Source organism: Acinetobacter sp. I-MWF, assembly GCF_025433935.1.
Classification (GTDB): domain Bacteria; phylum Pseudomonadota; class Gammaproteobacteria; order Pseudomonadales; family Moraxellaceae; genus Acinetobacter; species Acinetobacter guillouiae.
Genome location: NZ_JAMBAR010000001.1, coordinates 3,387,358 through 3,413,092, shown reverse-complemented (window position 1 = coordinate 3,413,092; position 25,735 = coordinate 3,387,358). Strand labels below are relative to the sequence as shown.

At 41.6% G+C, this 25,735-nt stretch carries 19 protein-coding genes; 17 read left to right on the top strand and 2 right to left on the bottom strand.

What is annotated here, in order from left to right; all coding sequences use genetic code 11:
• Window positions 1-47 precede the first annotated feature (47 nt).
• On the bottom strand, window positions 48-668 hold the full coding sequence (locus M2R48_RS15695; RefSeq protein ID WP_004823413.1) for a TetR/AcrR family transcriptional regulator: 621 nt from the start codon (window positions 666-668) through the stop codon (window positions 48-50).
• Between the two features lie 213 nt (window positions 669-881).
• On the opposite strand from M2R48_RS15695, the gene M2R48_RS15690 reads away from it, so the two are divergent.
• From M2R48_RS15690 to M2R48_RS15620, 15 genes are all read left to right on the top strand, one after another.
• Complete coding sequence (locus tag M2R48_RS15690) at window positions 882-2,687, top strand: ABC transporter ATP-binding protein (protein ID WP_262086675.1); 1,806 nt, start codon at window positions 882-884, stop codon at window positions 2,685-2,687.
• Window positions 2,681-4,450, top strand: coding sequence for an ABC transporter ATP-binding protein (locus tag M2R48_RS15685; RefSeq protein WP_262086674.1), 1,770 nt, complete (start codon window positions 2,681-2,683; stop codon window positions 4,448-4,450). Before M2R48_RS15690 ends, M2R48_RS15685 begins: the two co-directional genes overlap by 7 nt.
• Complete coding sequence (locus tag M2R48_RS15680; protein WP_004717542.1) at window positions 4,450-5,394, top strand: ABC transporter permease; 945 nt, start codon at window positions 4,450-4,452, stop codon at window positions 5,392-5,394. The genes M2R48_RS15685 and M2R48_RS15680 overlap by 1 nt, the downstream gene beginning before the upstream one ends.
• A gap of 17 nt (window positions 5,395-5,411) precedes the next feature.
• The gene (locus M2R48_RS15675; RefSeq protein WP_262087514.1) at window positions 5,412-6,338 is read left to right on the top strand and encodes an iron chelate uptake ABC transporter family permease subunit; all 927 of its coding nucleotides are present in this window, start codon (window positions 5,412-5,414) and stop codon (window positions 6,336-6,338) included.
• Window positions 6,335-7,105: an ABC transporter ATP-binding protein gene (locus M2R48_RS15670; protein ID WP_262086673.1), complete on the top strand. Its 771-nt coding sequence runs from the start codon at window positions 6,335-6,337 to the stop codon at window positions 7,103-7,105. The genes M2R48_RS15675 and M2R48_RS15670 overlap by 4 nt, the downstream gene beginning before the upstream one ends.
• A gap of 6 nt (window positions 7,106-7,111) precedes the next feature.
• Window positions 7,112-8,086 (top strand): siderophore ABC transporter substrate-binding protein, encoded by a 975-nt coding sequence (locus M2R48_RS15665; protein ID WP_262086672.1) that lies wholly within the window; start codon window positions 7,112-7,114, stop codon window positions 8,084-8,086.
• 143 nt (window positions 8,087-8,229) lie between these two features.
• Entirely contained in the window at window positions 8,230-10,458 is a 2,229-nt protein-coding gene (locus tag M2R48_RS15660) for a TonB-dependent receptor (RefSeq protein ID WP_262086671.1), read from the top strand.
• 294 nt (window positions 10,459-10,752) lie between these two features.
• Complete coding sequence (locus M2R48_RS15655; protein WP_154130563.1) at window positions 10,753-11,811, top strand: ABC transporter substrate-binding protein; 1,059 nt, start codon at window positions 10,753-10,755, stop codon at window positions 11,809-11,811.
• Between the two features lie 15 nt (window positions 11,812-11,826).
• Window positions 11,827-12,537, top strand: a complete 711-nt coding sequence (locus tag M2R48_RS15650) for a class II aldolase/adducin family protein (RefSeq protein ID WP_262086670.1) — start codon at window positions 11,827-11,829, stop codon at window positions 12,535-12,537.
• 33 nt (window positions 12,538-12,570) lie between these two features.
• On the top strand, window positions 12,571-13,764 hold the full coding sequence (locus M2R48_RS15645) for an LLM class flavin-dependent oxidoreductase (RefSeq protein WP_004823401.1): 1,194 nt from the start codon (window positions 12,571-12,573) through the stop codon (window positions 13,762-13,764).
• Window positions 13,765-13,776: 12 nt separating this feature from the next.
• Window positions 13,777-15,354 carry an ABC transporter substrate-binding protein gene (locus M2R48_RS15640; protein ID WP_262086669.1) on the top strand — a complete coding sequence of 526 codons (1,578 nt, stop codon included), beginning with the start codon at window positions 13,777-13,779 and terminating at the stop codon, window positions 15,352-15,354.
• Window positions 15,355-15,356: 2 nt separating this feature from the next.
• Complete coding sequence (locus M2R48_RS15635) at window positions 15,357-16,508, top strand: ABC transporter permease (RefSeq protein ID WP_262087513.1); 1,152 nt, start codon at window positions 15,357-15,359, stop codon at window positions 16,506-16,508.
• Window positions 16,505-17,353, top strand: a complete 849-nt coding sequence (locus M2R48_RS15630; protein ID WP_262086668.1) for an ABC transporter permease — start codon at window positions 16,505-16,507, stop codon at window positions 17,351-17,353. Before M2R48_RS15635 ends, M2R48_RS15630 begins: the two co-directional genes overlap by 4 nt.
• Window positions 17,354-17,355: 2 nt before the next feature.
• A complete protein-coding gene (locus M2R48_RS15625) occupies window positions 17,356-19,173 on the top strand; it encodes an ABC transporter ATP-binding protein (RefSeq protein WP_262086667.1) in 1,818 nt (605 codons plus the stop codon).
• A 26-nt stretch (window positions 19,174-19,199) separates the two neighbouring features.
• Window positions 19,200-20,468 carry an acyl-CoA dehydrogenase family protein gene (locus M2R48_RS15620; protein ID WP_262086666.1) on the top strand — a complete coding sequence of 423 codons (1,269 nt, stop codon included), beginning with the start codon at window positions 19,200-19,202 and terminating at the stop codon, window positions 20,466-20,468.
• Between the two features lie 201 nt (window positions 20,469-20,669).
• Here M2R48_RS15620 and M2R48_RS15615 read toward each other — a convergent pair whose 3' ends face one another.
• Complete coding sequence (locus M2R48_RS15615) at window positions 20,670-21,725, bottom strand: ABC transporter substrate-binding protein (protein WP_262086665.1); 1,056 nt, start codon at window positions 21,723-21,725, stop codon at window positions 20,670-20,672.
• A gap of 286 nt (window positions 21,726-22,011) precedes the next feature.
• Between M2R48_RS15615 and M2R48_RS15610 the strand changes: the two genes are divergently transcribed.
• Both M2R48_RS15610 and M2R48_RS15605 read left to right on the top strand, forming a co-directional pair.
• Entirely contained in the window at window positions 22,012-23,835 is a 1,824-nt protein-coding gene (locus M2R48_RS15610; protein ID WP_262086664.1) for an ABC transporter ATP-binding protein, read from the top strand.
• Window positions 23,832-25,664, top strand: a complete 1,833-nt coding sequence (locus M2R48_RS15605) for an ABC transporter ATP-binding protein (protein ID WP_262086663.1) — start codon at window positions 23,832-23,834, stop codon at window positions 25,662-25,664. Before M2R48_RS15610 ends, M2R48_RS15605 begins: the two co-directional genes overlap by 4 nt.
• Window positions 25,665-25,735 lie beyond the last annotated feature (71 nt).

Sequence of the window (25,735 nt, the reverse complement as noted above, 5' to 3'; positions counted from 1 at the left end):
GAATCAGCTGTTAAAGACAGCCTGAATCTATAAAGTCTTATATCTGGTTATTTTAAATCATCTCTTTGATTGATCATGGTTAGTGCCCCAATGATTAATGCTTCCATACTCTGGATAAATTCCGCCTCCATTTCTGCTTCTTCAGCGGCACGTTGGGTGTCTTTAATCGGTTCTTTACCCGCTACAGAATAAATCGTATCTGCAACCGCGATACAGTGAAATGCAATGGTTGCATTTAACCAGCCCGCCTGCTTTTCAGAAAGAGAATAAGCCGCCGCAACTTGATGATGATGTTTTTCAATTTTGGCAATCATTGAAGGTGTAGATGCCATGCGACGAATTAAATAGGGGGTAAAACCAGGGTTGGACTTCACCAGTTCCCGAATTGAATGCATAAATTCAAACAGGTATTGTTTTAATGGAATCGGATTTTTTTCTAAAGGCTGCGGTATTTCCCAACGAATAAAAATTTCTTCTGCAATCAAATATTTAAGATCTTCTAAACTGGCAATATGTTTGTATAACGCCATATGACTGACCCCAAGTGCAGCTGCAACGCCAACAAATGTAAGGTTCAATAAACCGATCTCAATCCCAGCATTCATGATGCGTTCATGGGTGATGGTACGTGGGCGACCGCGAGAAGACGGTTTGCTCAGAGAAGACATATTTATTCCGTAAAAATTAATTTTTTAATGTTGCCATGTGAATGGATGAGGGTCAAATCGTTTACTTTGCTTAATTAGTTTACTACAATGCAACTAAATCTATTGATATTAATTCTCATTATTGTTTGATGGCATATCTAGCGGAGTTTTAGTCAGAATCAACTGACCAAAAGCAGATGGATATGAACGATCAGACACAGGATTTTTACTGTTATGTGTGCAAGTCATGTAAAAGAAGTTCAGGCTCAGTATTCAAATCCATTGAATTTTATATTGCATCCAATTCGGCTCAAGTTAATTCTGGCTTCGGTCACAGCAGCGGTTGGTTCAATGCTCACCTTGGTGCCTTTGATTGCGATTACATGGGTGATCAGTACTATATTTACCGAAGTAACTACACTTGGTGGAGCACAACAGGGTGATGATAAAATCCTATGGATGATGTTACTCAGTATCGGGTGTTTGTTGCTCGGCATGTTTTTGTTGACTGTCAGTGAGTTAATCGCGCATTTGGCTGATCATGAAATTACTGGGCAATTGCAAAGCAATATAACCCAGCATCTGACTCAAGTTCCTCTGGGTTGGTTTACAGGCAGAAGTTCGGGAGAAGTTAAACAAATCATGCAGGATGACATTGGTCTGTTGCATAGTTTAACTGCACATTTTTATCCCGCTGTTGGACGTGCATTCGGCACAATTAGTGTTGCTGTAATTTTTCTATTGATGATGGATTGGCGCATGGCAATTTTAGCATTGTTGCCATTTTTAGGCTTTGTCATATTTTTACGTAAGGCCATGCGTGCTAGTGAAAATAATATTCAGCAATTTGCCACTCAGCTGGGTCAGATCAATAGTGCCGCTGTTGAATTTATTCATGCGATACCCGTCGTCAAAACCTTTGGCAAAACTGGTCAGGCTTCACAGGGCTATCAGCAGGCCGTTCATTCCTTTGCAGATGCTTTTCGAATATTTACTCGTCCCTTAGTCAAATCTATGGCGCATGCCCATGCGATGATTTCACCGATCACCATATTAGGTGTTGTACTGCTGAGTGGAACACTATTGATTTCTTTGGGTTGGCTTAAACCCATAAATTTACTGCCTTTTATGTTGATTACACCAACCATCTGTGCCCCTGTTTTATTGTTGCATACCTTATTACATGATCTACAGGCCAGTCAGGCTGCCGCGCAGCGAATTTTGGCATTATTGGATACACCAGTATTGCCAATGGCTAAAGGGAATCCACAATTACAGATTAAAGACAGCAGTATTGATTTTCATCAAGTCAGCTATGGCTATACAGCGCAGCATCAAGTGCTATCGGATCTGAATTTTTCACTTAAGTCTGGAACCATCACTGCAATTGTCGGTCCATCGGGTGCAGGGAAGTCAACCATTGCTCAGCTGTTGCTACGCTTTTTTGATCCTGTTGCAGGAAAGATCATCCTTGGTGGCGTAGATCTACGCGATATTCAAACCACCACACTTTATCAACAGATCGGATTTGTTTTGCAGGATACCCGTCTCATTCATGCCAGTGTACGTGACAATATTGCACTCGGACGTCTAAATGCTAGCCAACAAGAAATAGAACACGCAGCAAAGGCGGCAAATATTCATGATCGAATTATGGCGTTGCCACAAGGCTATCAATCTATTGTGGGGAAAGATGCCCAGTTGTCAGGGGGTGAAAGACAAAGGATTAGTATTGCCAGAGCAATTTTACTGGACCCACCGATATTGGTGCTGGATGAGGCCACAGCTGCCGCTGATATTGAAAATAAAATTGCAATTCAGGATGCTCTTTCAAAATTTGCCCAAGGTCGAACCCTTTTAGTTATTGCACATCGTTTAGATACCATTATGAATGCTGACCAAATTCTTGTCCTTGATCAAGGAAAAATTGTTGAACAGGGGACCCATGAAGCGTTGTTCGCTCAGCAAGGTTTATATCACCAATTATGGTCCTATACCGAAAAGCATGTTCACACGCAAATGGGAGAAGCATCATGCTAAAAACCTTTTCTCAATTGCTGGGTGATGATGTCACTATTCTTCACCGTTATCTGGCGATGGCAGTTGTATATGCTGTGTTTTGTGGCCTGAGCCTGATCATGTTGGCGTTGATTTTGTCTCAATTGATGCTCGGTAATCTTGATCAAATGGCGCTTTGGCTGATCTTATTATTTTTTGCAATCATTCTGTGTTGGTGTCTTCGCCGTGTAGTGGAGCAAATGGGAATTGCTGTTGGTATTGCTGTTTTAGAAAATGCCCGTCTGCGTTTGGGGCATCATGCCGCAAGTCTACCTGTCGGTTGGTTTATCCAACAAAATACCACTCAATTCAATCATCTTGTCACTCAAGGCATGATGTCGGTTGCGCAATTACCAGCGCACGTTTTTACCCCTGTGATTAGCAGTGTGATCACGCCTTTGGTCATTGTCATCGCATTGTTATGTATACATGGTGTGTTCGGCTTGATTGCATTGGTTGCGCTTCCGCTGATTGTGCTGATATTTAGATTGACCAGTAAAATTGCCCGTTTTACAGATGAGCGATACCAACAGAGTTTTGCTGAAACAAGCCAACGTATGGTGGAGTTCGCGCAAGCTCAATCCGTTTTACGTGCTTTTAATGGTGAAGGTCGTAGCACCCGATTTATTCATCAAGCCGTAGACCAGCAACGACATTTCGGTTTAAAGCTTATTTTAATGTCGTCCTTATCGGCGGTATTGAATAGCTGGGCCATTCAAATTGTGTTTGCGGTATTTTTGATTGTTACGGTGTTTTGGCTGAACATCCACAGCGTAAATCAGCTCTTATTGGCAGACATTGTCAACATTACCGTTTCACTGCTCTTAGTTTGTCGATTTATTGACACCTTGCTTGAGGTTGCAAGCTATAGCGAAGTATTGCGTAGTGCAGGCAGTCAACTTGAAGCCATACAACAGATTTTTAACGCCAAAGCATTAGCACAAGTTGAAATTTCTAAAAGCCCGAATGATGCATCGATTGAATTTAAAAATGTTCAATTCCGTTATGCAGAGGATGAGCCTGATGTCTTAAAGGGTGTGGATTTATATATCCCCTCAGGCAGTATGATGGCGCTGATAGGTGCTTCTGGTTCTGGAAAAACCACTTTAGCCAAGCTCGTGGCTCGTTTTTTTGATGTCAATCAAGGGAAAGTGCTGTTAGGTGGGGTGGATGTCAAGCAATTACGCTATGAACAACTGACTACACAGATCAGTCAAATCTTTCAAGACAACTATTTGTTTTCGGGCTCGATTGCTCAGAATATTCGTATGGGTAAAGCCAATGCAACCGATGAACAGGTGATGCAGGCAGTCCAGCAAGCGGGCATCACAGAAATGCTGGCGCGCCTTCCTGATGGTCTTGAAAGCATGGTGGGAGAGGGTGGTGTACGACTATCAGGCGGTGAACGACAACGGATTACCATTGCACGCGCATTGATTAAAGACGCACCTATTCTTTTGGTGGATGAAGCAACTGCTGCTTTAGATGCAGAAAATCAGGCGATTATTTGTGAATTGCTGAATCGCTTACGGGGTCAAAAAACAATATTGGTGATCGCACATCAACTCTCGACAATTGCTGCTGCAGATCACATCGCGGTATTGGAAAAAGGCCGAGTGATTGAGCAGGGAACACCCGCACAATTACGCTTGTTGCATGGACATTATGCCCGTTATTTAGCGCAGGGGCAGGCGGTTAAAGGATGGCGACTAGGCAAAAATGTACAGGTCGGAGAGCATGCCTAATGCCTGTCGTTTTATTGTTGCTGTTTGGTATGTTGTGCATCGCATCCTTACTGCTGGGTGCTCAGCAAATCGCATGGTCAGATTTATTTTCTGCATCGAGTGATGCATGGCTCACCCTTAGTGCAAGTCGGATTCCACGTTTGATCACGATTGTATTAACGGGTGTGGGCTTGTCAGTGTGTGGTGTGATCTTACAGCATATTGTCCGAAATCGTTTTGTTGAACCGGGTACAACTGGGAGTTTGGATGCCGCCAAGCTTGGAATTTTAGTGTCATTAACCCTTATTCCAGCCGCAAGTGTACTCAGTAAAATGCTGTTTGCGATGCTTTTTTGTTTCCTTGCCAGTCTGATTTATATCGCCATCATTCGCCGTATCCAATTTAGGAATACCGTTTTAGTGCCTGTGATTGGTTTGATGTATGGCGGCATATTGAGTGCATTGGCAGAGTTCTATGCTTATCGCAATAATATTTTGCAGAGCATGCAAGGCTGGCTGATGGGGGACTTTTCAAGAGTCATTCAAGGCCACTATGAAATGATTTATATCATTTTGCCCATCGTGGTACTGAGCTATATTTTTGCTCATCGCTTTACGGTACTGGGGATGGGCGAGGAAATGGCCTCAAGTCTGGGGCTAGGCTATGCAAGGATGGCTGCAATTGGCTTGTTGCTGGTTGCAATCACTGTTGCAGCAACGGTGATTACCGTTGGCGCTATTCCTTTTGTAGGATTGGTGGTTCCCAATCTGGTTGCCTTGATGTATGGCGAAAACTTGGCAAAAACCTTACCTATTGTGGCTTTGGCAGGTGCTTCTTTACTGCTGGTCTGTGACCTTATCGGACGTTCTGTACTTTATCCCTTTGAAGTGCCGATTGGTTTAACTGCAGGTGGTGTCGGTGGGGTTTTATTCCTGATGTTGATTCTGAGGGGGCTTCGATCGTGACAAAGTTGAAGCTATCGATGCTGGTATTCGGCGTAATGGTACTGGCGGTATTGTTTGTCTTTCTAAATGCAGGATTTGATTTTGATTATGTCATTCCGCAACGGCTGGTTCGGCTCGCCACCATCGTGCTTGGCGGAATATGTGTTGCATTTTCTTCGATTATCTTTCAGACCATCGTCGGCAATCGTATTTTAACCCCATCCATCATGGGCTATGAAGCCGTCTATTTGTTATGGCAGGTCATGTTGCTGTTTTTTCTTGGCACTTCTGGATTGTCATGGTTGGGTTTAAATGGAAATTTCTTTGTTTCAATCATGCTGATGCTGTTTTATTCGTGGGCAATGCACCGTTGGTTGTTGACCCGAGTGCGCAATGATGTCTTTCAACTGCTGTTATTTGGCTTAGTACTCACCATGGTGATTGGTACCGTCACTCAGTTTATCCAGCTCAAAATAAGCCCCGGTGAGTTTTCAGTATTTCAAGGGCTCAGTTATGCATCATTTAATCGTTCTCAACCTGAAACATTAATTTATGCAGTGGTGACGGTCGTTATGGTTCTTGGGTTACTGAGAAAAAAATATGCTGTTTTGGATGTGATGGTGCTCGGTCGTGAACAGGCAATTTCATTGGGGATTGATCATCATCAATACGTCAAATTTTATCTTGCCTTGATTGCCGTCTTGGTTGCAATTTCAACCAGCTTGATTGGCCCTACCGCATTTATGGGGGTATTTATTGCCAATATTGCTTATGCACTCGCTGGAACGCATCAACATAAATTTACCTTAGTTATCGGCTGTGTTGTTGCGATCGCCATATTTATTCTCGCTCAGATTTTAGTTGAGCATGTTTTTAATTATAAAACGACAGTCAGTATTTTAGTCAATTTGGTATGTGGTGTGTACTTTCTTGTACTGACAGTTCGTGCCAGAGGTGTTTCATGATTAGGGTGCGTAATATCCATAAATCCTATGGGGGAAAAAATGTGCTTTCGGATGTCAATATTGAATTTCCTGAAAAGCAGGTGACTTCACTCATTGGTCCAAATGGGGCGGGTAAATCAACATTATTGATGATGCTGGCGAATTTATCGAGCCCTGATCAAGGTCAAATTTTATTTCAACAGAAAGATATAACCCAGATCCGAACAGCTGAATATGCCAAATATGTTGCAACCTTACGACAGTCTCCAAGCTTTAACTTACGTATGAGCGTAGAAGAACTGGTGTCATTTGGACGTTTCCCTTATAGCGGTGGTGCTTTGACTGCAAACGATCATCAGGTGATTGATGAGGCAATTCAATTTCTAAATTTAGAAGCATTACGTAAAGCCTATATCGATGAACTGAGTGGTGGTCAACGGCAGATGGCTTTTCTGGCGATGACCATTGCTCAGCAGACTGAAGTACTTTTATTGGACGAGCCTTTAAATAATCTTGATATGAAACATGCTGTTCAGATCATGCATGCTTTACGTCGGTTATGTGATGAACAGGGGCGTACCGTGATTCTGGTGATTCATGACATCAATTTTGCAGCGAATTATTCTGACCATATTGTTGCCTTGAAGAACGGCAAACTGCGTTTTAGTGGTCCAGTCAAACAGGTGATTACTGCGCAACAATTAGATGATTTGTATGAACTTGATTTTGAAATTACCTACAGTGAACAAGGCTGTATGTGCAACTACTTCAACTCAACAGGAGCTTGAATACACATGAAATGGAAAAATAACGACTGGACACTGGCGCTGAGCATGATAGCCGTAATCAGCTTATCGGGATGTGACAAAAAACCTGCTGCTGATGCGAACCAAGGCGCTCAAAAATTAGCAACCCCGATCATGGTTAAACATGAACTAGGAACCACCAGCATTGCCTATCATCCTCAACGTGCTGCGGTATTGGATATGAATGAAGCTGATTTTCTTGATCAACTGAGTATTCCTATTGCGGGTATGCCTAAAGATTATGTACCACATTTTTTGCAAAAGTATAAAGATGATCAAAAGGTTCAAGATCTAGGTGCGATTGTTCAACCCAATATGGAACGGATTTACACACTCAAACCAGACATCATCTTAATGACGCCACTGCAAGCAAATCAGTATCAAGCGTTGAGTGAAATTGCTCCGACTGTGCACTATGACATCAATTTCAATAACAGTCAGCAGCATCACATTGAGGCGATTAAAGCGCATTTGATCACTTTAGGCCAGATCTTTAATCAACAGCAATTGGCAACGCAAAAAGTAGATGCATTGGATGCCAAATTAGCAGAAGTACGAAAAATAACTGCAAATCGTCCTGAAAAAGCTTTGGTGGTCTTACATAACAATGGTGCCTTTAGCAACTTTGGGGTTCAGTCACGTTATGGCTTTGTATTTAATGCATTTGGAGTAAAACCAGCCAGTACAGTGGTAGATACAAGTTTGCATGGTCAACCGATTTCTAGTGAATTTATCAAACAGGCTGATCCCGATATTTTGTATATCGTCGATCGTACAGCCGTCATGGAACATCGTCCGACGATTGATGCTGAGCGGATGAGTAATCCTTTATTACGCCAAACCAAAGCATGGAAAAATGGCAAAGTAGTTTTTGTTGATGCAGATGCTTGGTACATCACTGCGGCAAGCCCAACCTCCATGCATATTTTAATTGATGATGTCATCAAGGGGTATCAGCTATGAATTAGGTCTTTACACGATAAATTTATAGCCAGATAAGCTCTAGCCAAAACACTCATACCGTGAACAAGTGACTACAGCATACTTTTCAATAAAAAAAGTGTGATAGGGAAACTTGTGCTTAAAAAATGAAAGGAAATTTGTATATGAAATATGGTCGACCACTTTTTCAGCACGCTTTGAAACCACAGTGCCGAGATTTAAGCCCGCAATTTAAACTGAAAAACTTGATTTCTGCTCAACTGTTGTTGGGTTTCGGATTAACTTTGGTGATTCCGATCTCAACAATTCATGCGCAAACACCTGATCTGCCATCATCAGATCGCGAGGTATTGCAAAATTTACCCACCATCCATGTACAAGCTGTGAATGAAAAAAACAGTGTTTTAGCGGGGCAGATTTCTTCGCAGAATAAGTTGGGTTTTTTAGGTGAGAAAGGCTTTTTAGAAACGCCATTTAATAGCATTGGCTATACAGACCAATATATTGAAAATCAACAGGCAAAAGATATTACAGATGTCATTGCTAAAACCGACCCTTCGGTATTTACCAATGGTGCCAGTGGCGGATGGAGTGAAAACTACTATATTCGTGGCTTTGCTTCGAGTACAAGTGATATGTCAATGAACGGCATGTTTGGCATCACACCTTTTTATCGAAGCTCTCCTGAAATGTTTGAACGAATCGAGGTCCTCAAAGGACCTACAGCATTACTCAATGGGATGCCGCCAGCAGGATCTGTGGGAGGCATGGTCAATTTAGTCAGCAAGCGTGCAGGCGATGATCCATTGCAACGTTTTACCGCGACCTATATGTCTGATTCACAGTTTGGTGGTCATCTCGATATCGGCAGACGTTTCGGTCAAAATAAAGATTTTGGTGTACGTTTAAATACAGTATATCGTGATGGAACAGGGGCTATTAAGGACCAAGATAAAAAAACAGCCTTAGTTTCTTTAGGTCTGGATTGGCGTGGTGAACGTGCACATATTTCAGCAGACCTCTATACAGCTGAAGATCGAGTAGATGGTGTCAACCGTGGGATTAATTTACTCTCAGGGGTTGCGATTCCTAAACCACCAAAACCAGACACACTATTAAATCCAGACTGGTCTTTTGTTGAAACCAAAGATAAGGGCGCTATGCTTCGTGGCGAATATGACTTGAGTGATCGAGTTATGGCATATGCCGCTTATGGACAAAGTAAAACCGATTATAAATATAATGGTGCCATGTCAGCGACCGTGCTCGACAGTCAAGGCAGGCTCGAAACCAAGATTGGTCAGTTGGCTTTTGATCTTGAAAAGAAATCAGCTGATCTGGGCATAAAAGGAAAATTTGATACAGGATCTATTGGTCACCAATGGGTTGTCAATGCAACGTATTACCAACATGATCAAAATGACTATGGGGTAAGAAACGTGGCTGGGGCTGAATGGATCACCAATCTTTATCATCCAGTTTGGGGAAATCCAGTTCACTTTAATGCGCCACATATTTCTAAAACAGCATCTCGTTTAAACAGTTATGGGATTGCGGACACCTTATCTTTTGCTCAAGATCAAGTCCAATTGACCTTGGGTGTACGACAACAGAATGTGCTGAGTGAAGCTTTTAATATTGTTACAGGCAGTCGGACATCACGTTATGATGAAAGTGCTACCACACCTGGGGCTGCGATATTGTTTAAAGCCACAGAGCATATTTCCTTATATGCAAACTATATTGAAGGCTTAAGCCAAGGCTCAACTGCACCGTATACTGCAGCAAATGCGGGCGAAGTTTTTGCACCTTTTAAAACAAAACAAAAAGAGCTTGGGGTTAAAGTAGACTTGGGTAAATTCTCAAATACTTTGAGTCTGTTTGAAATTGAAAAACCAAGTAGCTATACCGATCCCATCAGCAATGTTTTTACTGCTGATGGCGAGCAGCGCAATAGAGGAATTGAATGGAGCTTCTTTGGAGCACCTATTGCGAATCTTCGTGTAATCGGTGGTGTTGCCTATATTGATCCTGAATTAACCAAAACTGCAGGTGGTAAAAACCAAGGCAATACTGCGACTGGGGTTGCCAAGCAACAGGCGAAATTAGGCATGGAGTGGGATATTTCGATGTTGCAGGGTTTAACCTTGACTGGAAATGCCACAGCAGTTTCAAAGCAATATATCAATCAGGAAAATACACTACATGCTTCTGGACGAACACTATTTGATGTTGGGGCGAGATATAAGACCAATGTTTCAAGTTTTCCACTGAGCTTAGCTGCGAGTATCAATAACGTGACCAATAAGGCCTATTGGGGCATGCCACAATTGTCCAGTTTAGCCTTGGGCGCACCTCGAACTTATATGCTGTCGGCTTCTATCGATTTTTAATTTAAGCGATACAGCACTATATTTTTATATGGTGCTGTATGTTGATTCAATGAGGCGCTTTAAATCACATAAATCTGTTCAATCAAAAATAAAGCGGATGGGGTTTTTGTCTCAGGGCAGGCTTGCTTAAAGTGCTGTTGATAAAACAACACTAAATCTAAAACAAGTGATGAAATCTAAACATTTATTAAAATTGGATTTTACATAAAACATTGAAAATTATAAAAATAAATATTGGCATAAAAGCTGCTCAATACAAGTGATATGAAATTGGAAGTATCTTAAGGAATACCTATGTCACTTGTCGTCGATAAAAAAGAAAATTCTAAAGAATTTGTAAAAAGTACTTTATCTGAAATTTGGGTCACACGATGTCCAGTACCCACTGCAACAGGAATCTCATTAAAACGTGGCACCTTGGTCGAAAAATTTGAGCGACATGGTATTGATGTTGCGGTATTGCAAGATGCACGTAAAGGCTTGTCTGTGCATCATTTTGATCATCAGCTTCCGGCTTTATTCCGTGAGGGTGGCAATGTACCTGCTTTGGCTGCACGTTCAGAAGGTGCCCCAAGTCGTCTGATTGGATTAACTTGGATTGATGAATGGCAAGTGATTATTGTTCGACCTGATTCAGCAATTCGTCAACCTGAAGACTTAAAAAATGCCAAAGTGGCTTTACCTGAATATGCCGATAAACGTGCAGGCAGTATTTTTAGAGCCATGTCATTACAAGGTATTCGAGGGGCTTTACAACTTGCAAATTTAAGTTTTCGTGATGTTGATTTTATTGAAGTTCCTGAGCGAGCTGAATCGAAACAAGATCGTGATGCCAGTGCCTATTGGTCAGGCCTTGATGCCTTGATTACAGGTGAGGTGGATGCCGTGTATGTCAAAGGGGCATCGGCTGTTGAGGCTGCCACCAAACGTGGTTTAAAAGTCGGTATCGATTTAGATCAATTTGCAGATGTGACTTCACGTGTGAACAACGGGACACCTCGTCCTATCACGGTACATGAAGATTTATTGGAACATCACTTTGATGTCGTCGTGGATTTTCTGGAAGAGCTTTTTGATACCGCAGACTGGGCAGAAGATCATTTAGATGAAGTGCTGGTTATTCTACAAGATGAAACCATTGCGGGTGCTGAAAGTGTGGCTACAGCGTATCGTAATAATTTTCATAAATCTTTACACCCTTCATTAAGTGAAGAACGCCTTGAGCTTTTAAAACAACAAAAAGATTTTCTTTGGTTACATGGCTTCCTTGAAAAAGACGTCGACCTTAATACATGGGTCGATCATCGCCCATTACTCGAAGTTTTAAAGCGTCGCCAAAATAAACAACGTTAAAACAGGATATTTATCATGACTACACTGATTCAATCGCCACTTTCACCTGAACTCAATGATTTTATTGAACGTAACCGTGAAAAAGCTGAATTTGCATTTGAGGTGTTCCGTGAGACGGGCACAATCACTGCCAATGGCACAGTCAATTTTGTTGAACGCGCCCCTGAGAATACCTTGGTGACCTTTAACTATGCAGGTCCTTGGTCACGAGATAAAAAAAGCAAAGTACTGGTAGAGAAACTTGATGGTGAAGTTTTATTGGGGCGAAAAGGTGCTGGTGGCCGTTATAACAAACTGTTTCGTGAACATGCAGATGTCACCACAATCTCTCATGTACATGCACCGAATTTAGGTGCTTGGGCCCAAACACACCGAACCCTACCGATTCGATATGTGCCTGTTCAGCGTTTTCATTTATTTAATGAATTACCGATTTATATCGATCGCCGTCAGGCAGAAGTCGATTTCATTTTAGATCAACTCAAGATTGATATTGAGCATCGGGCTATTTTGGAAGCCAATGGCGGTGCCACAGTTTGGGGGCGTCAAGGTCTACAGGAAACTGCTGAATTTATTTTATTGCTTGAAGAAGGTGCTCAAATTCAACTGTTAGCAGAACTGGTTGGAGGAAGTCGTGCATATGGGCAAGGGGTGTTACAGCAACAGTGGAAAATGAGCGGATTGACTGAAAAAGCAAAATCACTGGGATTACTTCCACTCCATTAGAAACATGATTTAAAAACAAATATAGAGAATATTATGGCTGTAAAACTTTTATGGTATCTCACCTCGCCTGATGGTCCCTATCCTTGGTTGGAGTCGGGACGCTGGGATACCGATTATGAACATTTGCAACAAATTGCAATTACCGCAGATCGTCTGGGGTTTTACGGTTCGCTCATGGGTACAAGTGAGTATGAAACACTGGCGGTTGCTGCGAGTTTAATTCCTTTTACTGAACGCCTGAAGTTTTTGGTTGCGCAGCATCCAGGTGAAGTTCAACCCGCAGTTTTAGCCAAATATGCACAAACTTTTGATGCATTTTCTCAGGGACGTTTGTTGTTTAATGTGGTCAATGGCAATGATCAGGGACTTGCCGCATTGGGTATTCATTATTCACATGATGAACGCTATGACTTTAGTAAAGAATATTGGAGCACATTTCAACAGAATTATTTAGGCGATAAATCTGGTTTTCAGGGTGAGTTTATTCAAGTGGCTCCACGCCAAGAGGGTGCTTCACCGATGTCAAAATGGCATGGGGCAACCCAAAAACAAGGCGTACCACTGTGGGGCGCTGGCACATCAGCGAAAGGGGTACAACATTCAGTGGAATTGCTGGATGTGTATTTAAGCTTTGCCAACACACCGCCGCTACTGGGAGAAAAATTCAGTAAAGTTGCAAAAGAAGCCGCTAAAGTTGGGCGAACTTTGCAGTATGGAACTCGCTTACAAATTATCGTTCGTGAAACCGAAGAAGAAGCGTGGCAATACGCGCAGTCTCTACTCGATAAAATTGATGTGAATTATGCGATTGAAGCAGTAAAACGTCAGCTTCCACCCAATGAAACTTTTGAAAGCTATCAAAGTAATAACCCGATTGTTCAAAAAAATTTAGAACGCTTACGTCAGGGGATATTACCTCAAGCTAAAGATTTTGAAATTTATCCAAATATTTGGACAGGGCCATCACTGTTTGGCTTTGATATCTTAAATCCCGCTGCGGGGACCGCATTGGTCGGAAGCGCTGAAAATATTGCTCAACGTATCCAAGAATATGAAAGCTACGGTACATCTGCATTTATTTTGTCGGGTTTTCCTTTAATCACTGAAGTTTACCGTGTTGCAGACTTGTTGTTTCCTTTACTTGAGCTCGATCATGGTTTTGAGTTACCGAAGTTAAAAAAACGCTCCTCTGTAGATTCTCTGTTGAATCAAGAAACTGTGGTTTAAAAGGAGAATCCTATGAGTAAAATTACGCGTAGAGCATTAATTAAAAATACTGGTTTAGGTCTAGGTACGATTGCAGCAGCAAGCCTGATCGGGTGTTCTCGTTCCGATTCCTCAGCAGCAAATGAAGCTGCTGCACATACAAGCCAGCATGCCACACCGCAAAAAGGTGGAGTGATCAAAATTGGGGTGATTAATGGTAATCAAGCTGGAAATTTAGATGCCCATAAGCCGATTGGAATGTCGAGTGCCTTTAGAGGTTGGCCGTTATATGCCAAATTATGGGAGTGGGGGCGAGATATTCAACCTAAATTGGCGCTTGCTGAATTTGCAGAACCTAATGAGGATGGGACTAAATGGACGATTCGGTTAAAGAAAGGGCTTGAATTTCATCATGGTAAAACCATTACAGCCGATGATGTCATTTTCTCTTTACGTCGTTTGACCGATCCTAAACTGGCGTCTCCCTTTGCGGCTTATTTGTATTCACTACAGCGCGATGCGATTAAAAAGCGTGATGATTACACCGTTGAAATTCCATTTGCTCAAGGCAAAGGCTTAGTAGCCTTACCTGAAGCATGGATGAGTTGGGGTGGTATTGTTCCAACAGATTATGACCCAATCAAGAATGTCGTCGGGGCAGGCCCGTTTAAACTGGAAAGTTTTACCCCAGGTCAACGTTCCCGTTTCGTACGTTTTGAAAATTATTGGAAAGACAATCAGCCTTATGCAGATGCCATTGAAATTATAGATTTTAAAGACCAAACCGGGCGTCTTGCTGCTTTGCAATCAGGGCAAATTGATATTGCATCGGGTATTAGTGCCGAGCATTTATCTTTGATTCAAGCCAATAAACGGCTGAGTGTTGTTTCATCTGAAACAGATGCTTGGCAATCCTTTGACATGAATACCACTAAAGCACCGTTTAATGATCCTCGTGTCAGACAAGCATTTCGTTTGATTGCCAATCGGGATGATTTAGTGAAACGGGCATTGGCGGGACAAGGGCGAATTGCCAACGATCTGTATTCATTTAGTGATCCTGTTTATAACCATGAAATTCCACAACGTAAGCAAGATTTAGCCAAAGCTAAAACACTATTAAAAGCCGCTGGTTTTGATCAAAACTTAAAAGTTGATTTATATACGGGACCTGATAGCAATGCCGCCTTGGTGTTTGCGCAACATGCAGCGCAAGCTGGTGTGATTGTAAACGTTAAACAAGTTGAAGCTGCAACATTTGCAGATGCAGTCAAACAAGATTGGGCATTGAGTACAGGTTCAAATGTTTCTCGTCCATTTTTATTGACGGTATTGCAGATTGATGGACCCGGTGCAGCCAATAACAAAACCCGTTTTAATCAAGCCCGTTTTACTGAGCTGGTGCATCACGCATTGCAACAGCCTGATCTGGAAAAACGCAAAGTTCTGGTGCATGAGGCACAGCAAATTCAGCATGAACAAGGTGGCTTACTGATTTGGGGTTTTAACAATGTTTTAGATGCACATTCTCATCAGATTGGTGGTGTAACACCTGATCGAACCGGTTTTGCAGCATGGCGAACTGATGAGTTTTGGCGTAAAGGGGAGTGATGATGACGACTCAAGCCAGCAAAATTGAAACCTCGATTCAACATTCAGCTATCGCCAAGTCGTTTGAATTTCCTGCATGGTTACCTTGGTTTTTGACCCGTATCGTGTCAGGAGTTTTGGTGATTTTTGTGATTAGTTTAATTGTATTTATCGCGACTCAAGCACTTCCATCTGACCCTGCGCGGGTCATTTTAGGGCCAGAAGCACCAGAAGCTACGGTTCAAATACTGCGTGAACAATTGGGGCTGACTCAACCGATATTGGTGCAATACTGGAATTGGCTGACTCAATTATTACAAGGTAATTTTGGACGCTCAATTGATTCCAATGTACCTGTGTTACAGATTATTCAAAACTATTTTGGTAATACGCTTGCTTTGAGTAGCTTGGTGGTGGCAATCACTGTACCGATTTCAGTTTTACTTGGGGTTTGGTTATCGCTACGTCGTGATAGCAAACTAGACCGAATCATTGTATCTAGCTCGATTATTTTTAAAGCAGTGCCCGGATTTGTCATTGCCATTTGGCTGATGATGTTGTTTTCAACTTCGATCTTGCATGTATTACCCGCTGCATCATTGCTGATTCCTGGGCAGTCTCCGTTTAGCCAGTTAGAGTTTTTAATTTTACCCATTTTAACGTTAGCTTTATCGCTTATTCCTTATCTCATGCGTCTTGTGCGAGGCTCAATGATCGATGCCTTAGAGTCTGATTATGTCACTTCAGCACGATTACGCGGTATTCCAGAGCATCGCATTATCTGGAAGCATGTTTTACCTAATGCTTTAGTGCCCGTAGTACAAGGCACGGCATTGACCATACGGGTTTTACTCAGTGGGGCTTTAATTATCGAGGTTGTATTTAGTTATCCCGGAATTGGCAATGCATTGAATGCAGCAATTGAAATGCGGGATATTCCTACCATTCAAGCGATTGTGTTATTGCTGACCATCTGTGTGGTGGTGGTCAATTTAATTGCAGACTTAATGACCACTTTACTCACACCGAAAATACGCACTGCAAAAAAACATAAAGCCCGCTCACCTGGTTTACGTCAGGCATTACGTTTATGGAAATCTGGCCGACCGATTACGGTAAAGCCTGTCGATCGCCGTAATGCCTTGAAGAATATCAATTCAGGAGAGGGGAAATGAGTACACTTCATTGGTATCAACGTAAGTTTTTTAAAGCCTTGATTTCTGAGCGACAAGTCCGTTTTGGCTTTGTGGTGACAAGCTTAGTTTTGATATTTGCGCTTATTGGCCCAGTGCTGGTTCCTTTTGAACCAACGGCCTTAGTGGGCATGACCTATGGTGCGCCTGAAGCACAGGCTTTTCTTGGCTATGACTATATTGGGCATGATGTTTGGTCTCGTGTATTAGCTGGAGGTGCTTCAATTATTTGGATGACCCTCGCTGCCAGTCTGGTGGCTTTAATGATTGGTTCCAGTTTAGGCATATTGGCTGCTTTTGCACGAGATAAAGTTGACCAGTTTGTGACTTGGCTTACCGATGTTTTTATGGCATTTCCTGATCTGATTTTAGTGTTATTAATCGTTTCGATGTTAGGGCGTGAGCCATGGCTGATTGTGCTCACTGTTTCGATTGCTTTTATTCCTGGGGTAGTACGTCTTGCACGAAGTGTTGCGCTAAATTTGGTTGAGCAAGAGTATGTAGAGGCCGCAAAAATTTTAGGTTATTCGAAAAGCTATATTTTATTCCGTGAAATCCTACCCAATATGCTGACACCCTTATTAATTCATCTTGGGGTAATGTTGACGTGGGCTGTTGGCATGTTATCTGGTCTGGCTTTTCTTGGTTATGGTATCGCACCTCCTGCAGCCGATTGGGGCCTGATGATTAATGAAAATCGTGCTGGGTTATTGGTTCAACCGTGGGCAGTATTTGCACCAGTGATTTTAATTGCTTTGTTTGCGCTGGGAACCAATGTGTTGGCTGAAGGTGTAGGGCGTGCCGCGGCGCGGATTGAGGAAAAGTAACCATGACAGAGATTTTAAAGAATACGGTACTACAGGTAAAAGACTTAACGGTGGCATTGGTCAACACAGGCAATCATGTGGTTTCGAATATTTCTTTTCATTTAAACGAGGGCGAAGTCCTTGGGTTGGTGGGAGAAAGTGGTTCAGGTAAAACCACATTGTCGAGTGCGTTATTGGGCTATGCACGACATGGTGCCAAAATTATTCAAGGCACAATTGCGCTGGATGGACAAGATATCCTCAGTCTTGACGATCACGCCTTGCGTCAAATTCGAGGTTATAAAATCAGTCACGTTGCCCAAGATCCGGGAACGGCACTAAATCCAGCATTAACAATTGGACAGCATCTACTTGAGTTATTAGAAGTTCATCAATCACGCTTATCCAGTAGTGAAAGAAATCATAAAGTTGCTAAAATTTTAGATGAAGTGGGATTGCCTCAGGATGATGTGTTTTTAAAACGCTATCCTCATCAGCTTTCCGGCGGGCAACAACAACGGATTTTATTAGCATTGGCATTTTTGTTACAGCCTCGCTTAATTGTCTTGGATGAACCGACAACAGCATTGGATGTTACGACCCAAACTTTAGTGCTGAATATTATTCGTAAATTATGTCGGGAATATAATGTCGCAGCAATTTATGTATCACATGATTTGACTGTGGTGAAAGATATTGCAGATCGCGTAATCGTCCTGTATTCAGGCCAGATTGCAGAAGATGCTGCATTAAGCCAGTTATTTGAAACGCCAAAACATCCTTATACTCAAGGTTTACTCAATGCCATCCCCGATGTGTCGATTCGTAAATATTTATCCCCCATCGAAGGACATGCACCCGCACCGAATGACCGTCCAACAGGATGTGCCTTTGCCGCAAGATGTACTTTCGCTAGCGAAATATGTCATCAACAGCAACCGAAATTAACCCTGTTATCTCAAGCATTTGATCCACATTTTGTTGCTTGTCATCATTGGGATGAAGTGAGCGTGATCAATTTTCAAGAGCTTGATTCGCATCTGATGGAAGTAAAAACAGATCAACAGGCACTGCTTAAAGTAGAACATATCAATGCTTGGTATGGCCAGCAACAAGCACTTTTCGATGTTTCTTTTCAAATACAGCGTGGAGAATGTTTGGCCTTAGTCGGGGAGTCTGGTTCAGGTAAAACTACACTGTCTAGAGTGATTGCAGGACTGAATGAAAATGCAGAAGGTCAGGTGATTTTAGCAGATGAAGTATTGTCCTTGCAGGGACAAAAACGTCAGTTAACACAACGACATAAACTGCAATATATCTTTCAAAATCCATATAAAGCCTTGAATCCAGCACATACCATAGGACAGACACTCACTAAAGTGGTTCAACACTTTTTTGCTACATCTCAGCAAGAAACTCAACAAAAGGTCGTTCAGGTACTTCAACAAGTCTCGCTTTCTTCACAGATTCAAGAACTCTACCCAAGAGATTTATCTGGCGGAGAACGGCAACGTGTAGCGATTGCACGAGCGCTGTTATGCCAGCCTGATGTTTTGATTTGCGACGAAATTACTTCTGCTTTAGATGTGTCAGTACAAGCATCTATTTTAAAACTGTTGCAACAACTGCAAAAGCAAGGCGTAACTTTACTTTTTGTGACCCATAACCTTGGGGTAGTTAGAGCAATTGCTGATCGAGTTGCCGTTTTAAAAAATGGCCATCTGGTGGAATACGGTGAAACCGATCAAGTACTGAGTCATCCGCAACATGCGTATACCAAAACTTTGCTCACACATGCACCCAGCTTATTTAAGACTACAGCACAGCGTATCTGTGCATAAAAAACAAGAGATTTTCCGGAGTTAAAATGAACGATATTCAGCAACACAATTTTTTAGAATTGGGCAGTATAAGACATATTCAAAGTGAACAAGAAGCATTGGATATTGCCAAGGCAGTAGCAAAACAACTGACTGAATTTGCTCTAGATCCTCAATATAACAAAAGTGTTCCTTATGAACAGGCCCGCTTAATTTCGGAAGCAGGTCTGACAGCGATTATTGTTCCTCAACAATTTGGTGGTTTAGGCGCGAGTATTACCACATTGGTCAATGTGGTAAAGATCATTTCATCTGCAGATGGTGGTGTGGGGCAACTTCTACAAATTCATTTCACCATGTTTCGAGGAATTTTAACGGGTTATGAGGATGATATTCGCGATCAATTATTGCGTGATGTATTGAGTGGTAAACGTTTAGGCAATGCACTCGCAGAAGTGGGCGGAAAAGATAAATTTCAGCATAAGACCCGTGTAGAAAGAAATTCACAAGGGCAGTTAATCTTAAATGGCAGTAAATTTTATTCCACAGGCTCTTTATTGGCCGAGTGGATCTCTTTATTTGCAGGCAGTGATGATGGACCTGTTTCGATCTTGATTCATCGTGATACGCATGGGGTAGAGCTGCTCGATGATTGGGATGCAATGGGGCAAAACAATAGTGTCAGTGGCACAGTCAATTTTAAAGATGTTGTTGTCGATGAACGCTATGTTGCCAAGCGCAATACTGGTGGTTTAGGGACAGTGCTACGCACAGGTTTAACTTGGCCTCAGATTTTGCATGCAGCTATGGATACAGGTATTGCTAAAGGTGCACTTGAAGGGGGGATTGATTATTTGCAACAGAATGCTCGTCCTTGGGTGGAAAGTGGCGTTGACTCCCCGACACAGGAACCGCATATCATTAAGCAAATTGGTGAGTTTGCAGTTTTGGTCCGTTCAGCAGAAGCACTTTTAGATCGCTCAGCAGCGATTTTTGAGCAGCATTTAACCAATCTGGAAGATGAAGCCTTACAAACTGAATTGATTTTATCTGTGGCTGCCACACGGAGTCAGTCAGACCATGCATCTTTGAAAATTTCCAGTGAAATCTTTGGCTTACTTGGAGCAAGCTCTACTTTGTCAAAATGGAATTTAGATCGTTTCTGGCGTAATGCTCGTACACATACCACACATGATCCGATTCGTTGGCGTTTATATCATGTTGGAAATTATTATTTAAATAATATTCCACCTGGTGAGTATAATTCTGTACTTTTAAAGAAACAGGCTGAAAATGTGACCAAATTTAAGTCATAATTTGAGTTCGACAAAAATATGCGACTCGGAAACCTCATCCACAACTGTTTGAGGCAGTACTTAATCGCATATTTTTTTCGGTGAGAAGCAGCGCTTTATGCGTTGAGAATAGTCAGAAGCTTTTGTATAGGCGATGCCTTAAATTTGAAAGCTGAAAAATAAAAGGTTGTCATCACGACAACCTTTTATTTTTTCGTATTGTTAAGCCACTTGTGCATGAATAGCAATGTCTTGTGCTAGCCATTCACGAACATTGATTTGAGCTGGAATAAACTTCCAGCGATAGAGAAAGTCACTGAGGTCTTGTAAGGCAATAATCGATGTTTCATCAAAATTGGTATTCAGCTTGAGATGTGCATCTGCGCCATAAGCTGCATGGACCCATTGTTCACTGCTATTACATTCTTTAGCCAGATAGCGGTGAGTTTCATCTGCATGCACATGCGCCCATTGTTCAGCTTGTAAAACCGCATCGACAATGGATTGAGCTTGTCGTGGATATTGCGATAGAAAATCTTCATCCACAGTTAGTGTTCGAGGGGTACCATTATTTGAACGTAGGATAGGGTCGGGATGTGAACCAATATCAATAATGGTATGCAGGGCAAAATCATGGGCAATTTGTGCTGCATGTGCGCCTTTTAAAAAGATGGCATCGACATCCCCTTTGATTAAAGCCACAATCTCTGCACTTGCGCTCAGTTTATTACGATTGCTAAAGAAACTCGCATCATTTTCTTCGGTATGATTTTGCTGTTGCGCCACTAATATATCAGCACGCAGACAATCCACCAGTTCCAGATCACTGACCTTAAGATTTACTGTTTTTAATGCATTTTCTAAACCGCGAATGGCTTGAGCACGAGAGAAATCGATGATGGCATCTTGATTCAGTGGGAGCCCAAAGCGTTTACCTTTTAGATCCTCAACCGTCTTAATTTGGGAATCATATCGAGTCAGCAGTAATTGGACTTCATCTGCCCAAGATAAACCGATGACTTTGGTTTTTTGTCCAGAAGCATATGCCCAAATTGCAGGAATACTGCCACCATGCCGAACTGAATTGGCAAGGGTATGGTTAAAATGTGAGTTACGAACCTCTTTTGAGTTCGATTCACGAATTGATTTAATTTCAATTTGTTGCTCAATAAATTTTTCTTTTAGCCAGCCTTTTTGAATCGAGATTCCGAGCCCTGTAGGAACTGGACAGCGTGTATACCAAAGTGTATTTAATGGTTGCGTTTGAAGTGTTGTCATTGTGACATCCTGTTGTGATTTGAATGCTTTAAAGCAATATTGATGCCATTGTTTAACTTATTGATATTTAAAATATATTTTTAATATCTATTTTTATGATGTTGATATATCAAATATTGTTGCAATAACAACAGATAACAAGTGCGGATGTTTTAAATCAAACATCTCATCAAACACTTTTTTTAAAAAAACAATATAAAACAGTGGATTAAAATATTTGTGCCTTTGAAAAATTTGGCATAGATCTCGCAGTGAGCTATAGATCTTTAGTTGTTGTTTTATTTTTATGTTTAAAAATTATCCACTGCTGCGAAGTTTGGCCTTATATCGTTTTATGCCATTTCGCTTTGTATTGACGGCAACATTATTTGTCCTTGCTAATTTTGGCTTAGCACTACAGCAATATTCAATCGGACATGCGATTGATACGCTAAAACACAGCCAACCTGAAAGTTTATTTCAGCATGCTTTTACAGATCCGTTAAATCCGTGGTTTTGGTTTATTCTACTGACGAGTATCGCTTTACTTCGTGCCATTATTCAATATTTAGCGGGTTTAAGTGCCTTGACGATTGGACAGCAATTGTTAAGTATTTTAAGAGAAAGAATCTTTAGCCAGGTCCAGCATTTAGATGTTTCATGGCACTGGAAACACGGATTAGGTGAAGTTTTATCAAGAACCACCCGAGATTCAGATAAATTAAAAGAAGCTTTAATTAATTTTTGGCGACAAGTGTTTGAATCCAGTCTAGTGGTCGCCGCAACAGTCGGATTGTTGTGTTGGTATCATCCTTGGTTGGGGATCGTCCCGCTTATTTTTATTTTTCTAGGCCTAGCTGTGCTGTTTAAACTGACCAATCAGTTGGTGGTGCTGGATCATCAAGTTGCCTATGCCTATGAAAAAGTCAGTGATACTTTGGCTGAAAGCGTCAATGGCATTCGAGTGGTCAAAGCCTTTCAACTTGAGGAAAAGCTCTTACAACGTTTTAATGCTGCGGTTGATAGCTTTATTCGTCATTCCATTCAAACCATTCGCACCAGTGCACAACGCTTACCGATTCCTCAAATGATTATTGCCTGTTCCTACTTATGGGTGATTGGGTTTGGTGGTTACTTAATTGGACAAAATCAATTACAGATTGGGCAATTTGTGGCTGCTGTACTTATGGCAAATTTATTGGTGTTTCGTATTGAAAGTATTGGACAGGTCTTACATATTTTTGCAGATGCACGTTCATCGGCAACTCGAATATGGCAAATGCTAGATGAGAAATCGGCAATTGTAGATGCTGCACATGCTTTGCCACTACAAGGGGATGCTGATGGGGATGAAGGTTTAAATATTCGACTGGAAAATGTCAGTTTTCAGGATCGAAGCACAGAAAAGTATATTTTAAAACAGTGTAATGTTGAATTCCGAGCAGGTGAAATCGTCACCATTGTGGGGAAAACTGGAGCGGGTAAAACCACACTGATGAACTTGCTCAATCGTTTTATCGATCCAACCGCAGGGCAGGTCTGGATTGGTTCAGATCAACGCGGTTGGCTCAATCTTAAAGATCTTAGTTTGGTTAACTTACGTCATATGGTTCAGATTATTCCGCAAGATAATTTCTTTTTCTCAGGAACTTTGGCGGATAACTTAAAAATAGCCAAACAGGATGCGACTGAACAGGAGATGCGAGACGCATTGCATTTGGCTTCAGCATCTGAACTGTTACAGCGACTCGATGCTGGTCTGGAGACACGAATAGGGGACAAGGGAGTCACCTTATCTGGAGGGCAAAAACAACGGATTGCACTGGCACGGTCAATTTTAAAAAACTCGCCAATCTTGGCGCTTGATGATTCAACCAGTGCTTTAGATTCCACTACAGAAAAACAGGTGTTACAGCGTTTATCAGGCTTGGCTGACAATAAAAATCAGCTCAAAAGAACCATTCTGATCAATTCAAATAAACAGACCACGATTTCTTTATCAGATCTCATTATCGTATTAGATCAGGGACAAATTCTTGCTCAAGGGAGCCACACAGAATTGCTCCAGCATTGCGAATTTTATCGGGAGTTGATGGGATTTCAGAAGGCGCAACAGGAGATTCAAGCATGAATACCACGGTTAAAAATTTCCGACCGCTGACGAAAATCTCTGATCTGCAGATCGAAGAAAACTTAGCAAAAACCGCGCTACATCGCGGAATGTTAAAAAAACTCATTCCTTTGCTTTATCCGATTCGTTATTTAATTCTAGCCATGATCTCAGTAGAGATCTTACAAGTGCTGAGCATCTTTGTACGCCCATGGGCAGTCAAGTACATTTTAGATTCTGGATTTCAGCAAGTGGCTGGGAAACTGGTGTTGTCTCAGCCTGTACTTTTTATGGCAATTGCTATTTTGGCATTCAGCTGGGTGTGTCGTTTTGGATTAGCAGGTGTATCAAAATACTTGTCTGGAAAAGCGGCCTTAAGCGTTATTAATGATCTAAGACGTTCATTATTTCAACATATTCAAGCTTTAAATATTGGTTATTTTGATCGAACTAAAGCGGGCCGAATTATTTCACGAGCGGATCGTGATGTCGATACTTTAGAACCAGTATTGATACAAGGACCACCTGAACTACTTTCTGCGATTTTACGTTGTGGATTAGCATCTGTGCTTTTGTGGCATATCTATCCCCCATTTTTCTGGTGTTTATTTGCTACTTTGCCGATTTTATTGACAATGACTGCAATATTTAAAAAGTCATCACAACGGCATTGGGGACGGGTTGCCGAAGAACGCAGTCGATTTACTGCACATTTGGTTGAAACGGTAAATGGCGCCAAAATTATTCAGCAATTAAATTATAGTGAAACCAATCAACAGCGCTATCAGCAGCTCTTAAAAGATTTTAATGATTCTATTATTTATGGAAGTAAGCGGACCAGCTGGTTTGCCCCATTTACTGGATTGCTTTCGACAGTGGCAACCGCGGTTTTTATTGTGATTGGAAGTTATGCTTATAGTGAAGGTGTCATCAGTATTGGACAGTTTGCCGAAAGTATTTTTTACGTGTTTTTATTCTTGGCACCTTTACAGGAATTGACCGATTTATTTGAGCGTTATGCCAATGGTGCAGCGTGTGCACAACGGATATTTCTACTTTTAGATACCCAATCTAGCATTCAAGATTCACAGCATGCTTTGAAATTAGGGCAACTTAACGGGCATATTCGTTTTCAGTCTGTAGATTTTGCTTATACCACCAAAGCTGTTTTACAAAATTTTGATTTAGAGATCGACGCTGGAACGGTGGTTGCGATCGTGGGGCCGACAGGTCATGGTAAAAGCACGATCGTTCAGTTACTGACACGGTTTTATGAGCCTCAGCAGGGTGGGATTTTCTTAGACCGTTATCCGATACAGGATATCCATCTGGACAGTTTAAGACAAAATGTCAGTATTGTTTTACAGGACAATGTCTTGTTTAGCGGCACAATTTTAGACAATTTACGTTTAATTCAACCCGAAGCTACAGATCAACAACTGATTCAGGCGATTGAAGAACTTGGTGCAGATGATATTCTAGGACAGCTTCCTCATGGTTATTTTACTGAAGTTGGAACACTCGGAAAAAATTTAAGTCATGGGCAACGCCAACTTGTTTGTCTCGCACGTGCATATTTGGCTGATCCTAAAATTTTAATTTTAGATGAAGCGACCTCTGCGATTGATATTTATACGGAACAGAAAATCCAATATGCCCTTCGACGCTTATGTAAAAATAGAACCTGTATTGTGATCGCACATCGCTTAAGTACCATTCAAGAAGCAGACAAAATTGTGGTGATTGAGAATGGGGCTGTAGTGGAACAAGGTTCTCATGAACAACTGATTCAACAGCAACAATCTTACTATCAGTTGTATCAATCTTATTTACACAATCAACTTGTATAAGCTTATGCGCCACTAGCAAATCTGTGGTTTTATAAACATTTTTTCGAATCATTGTTTAAATATAAACAATG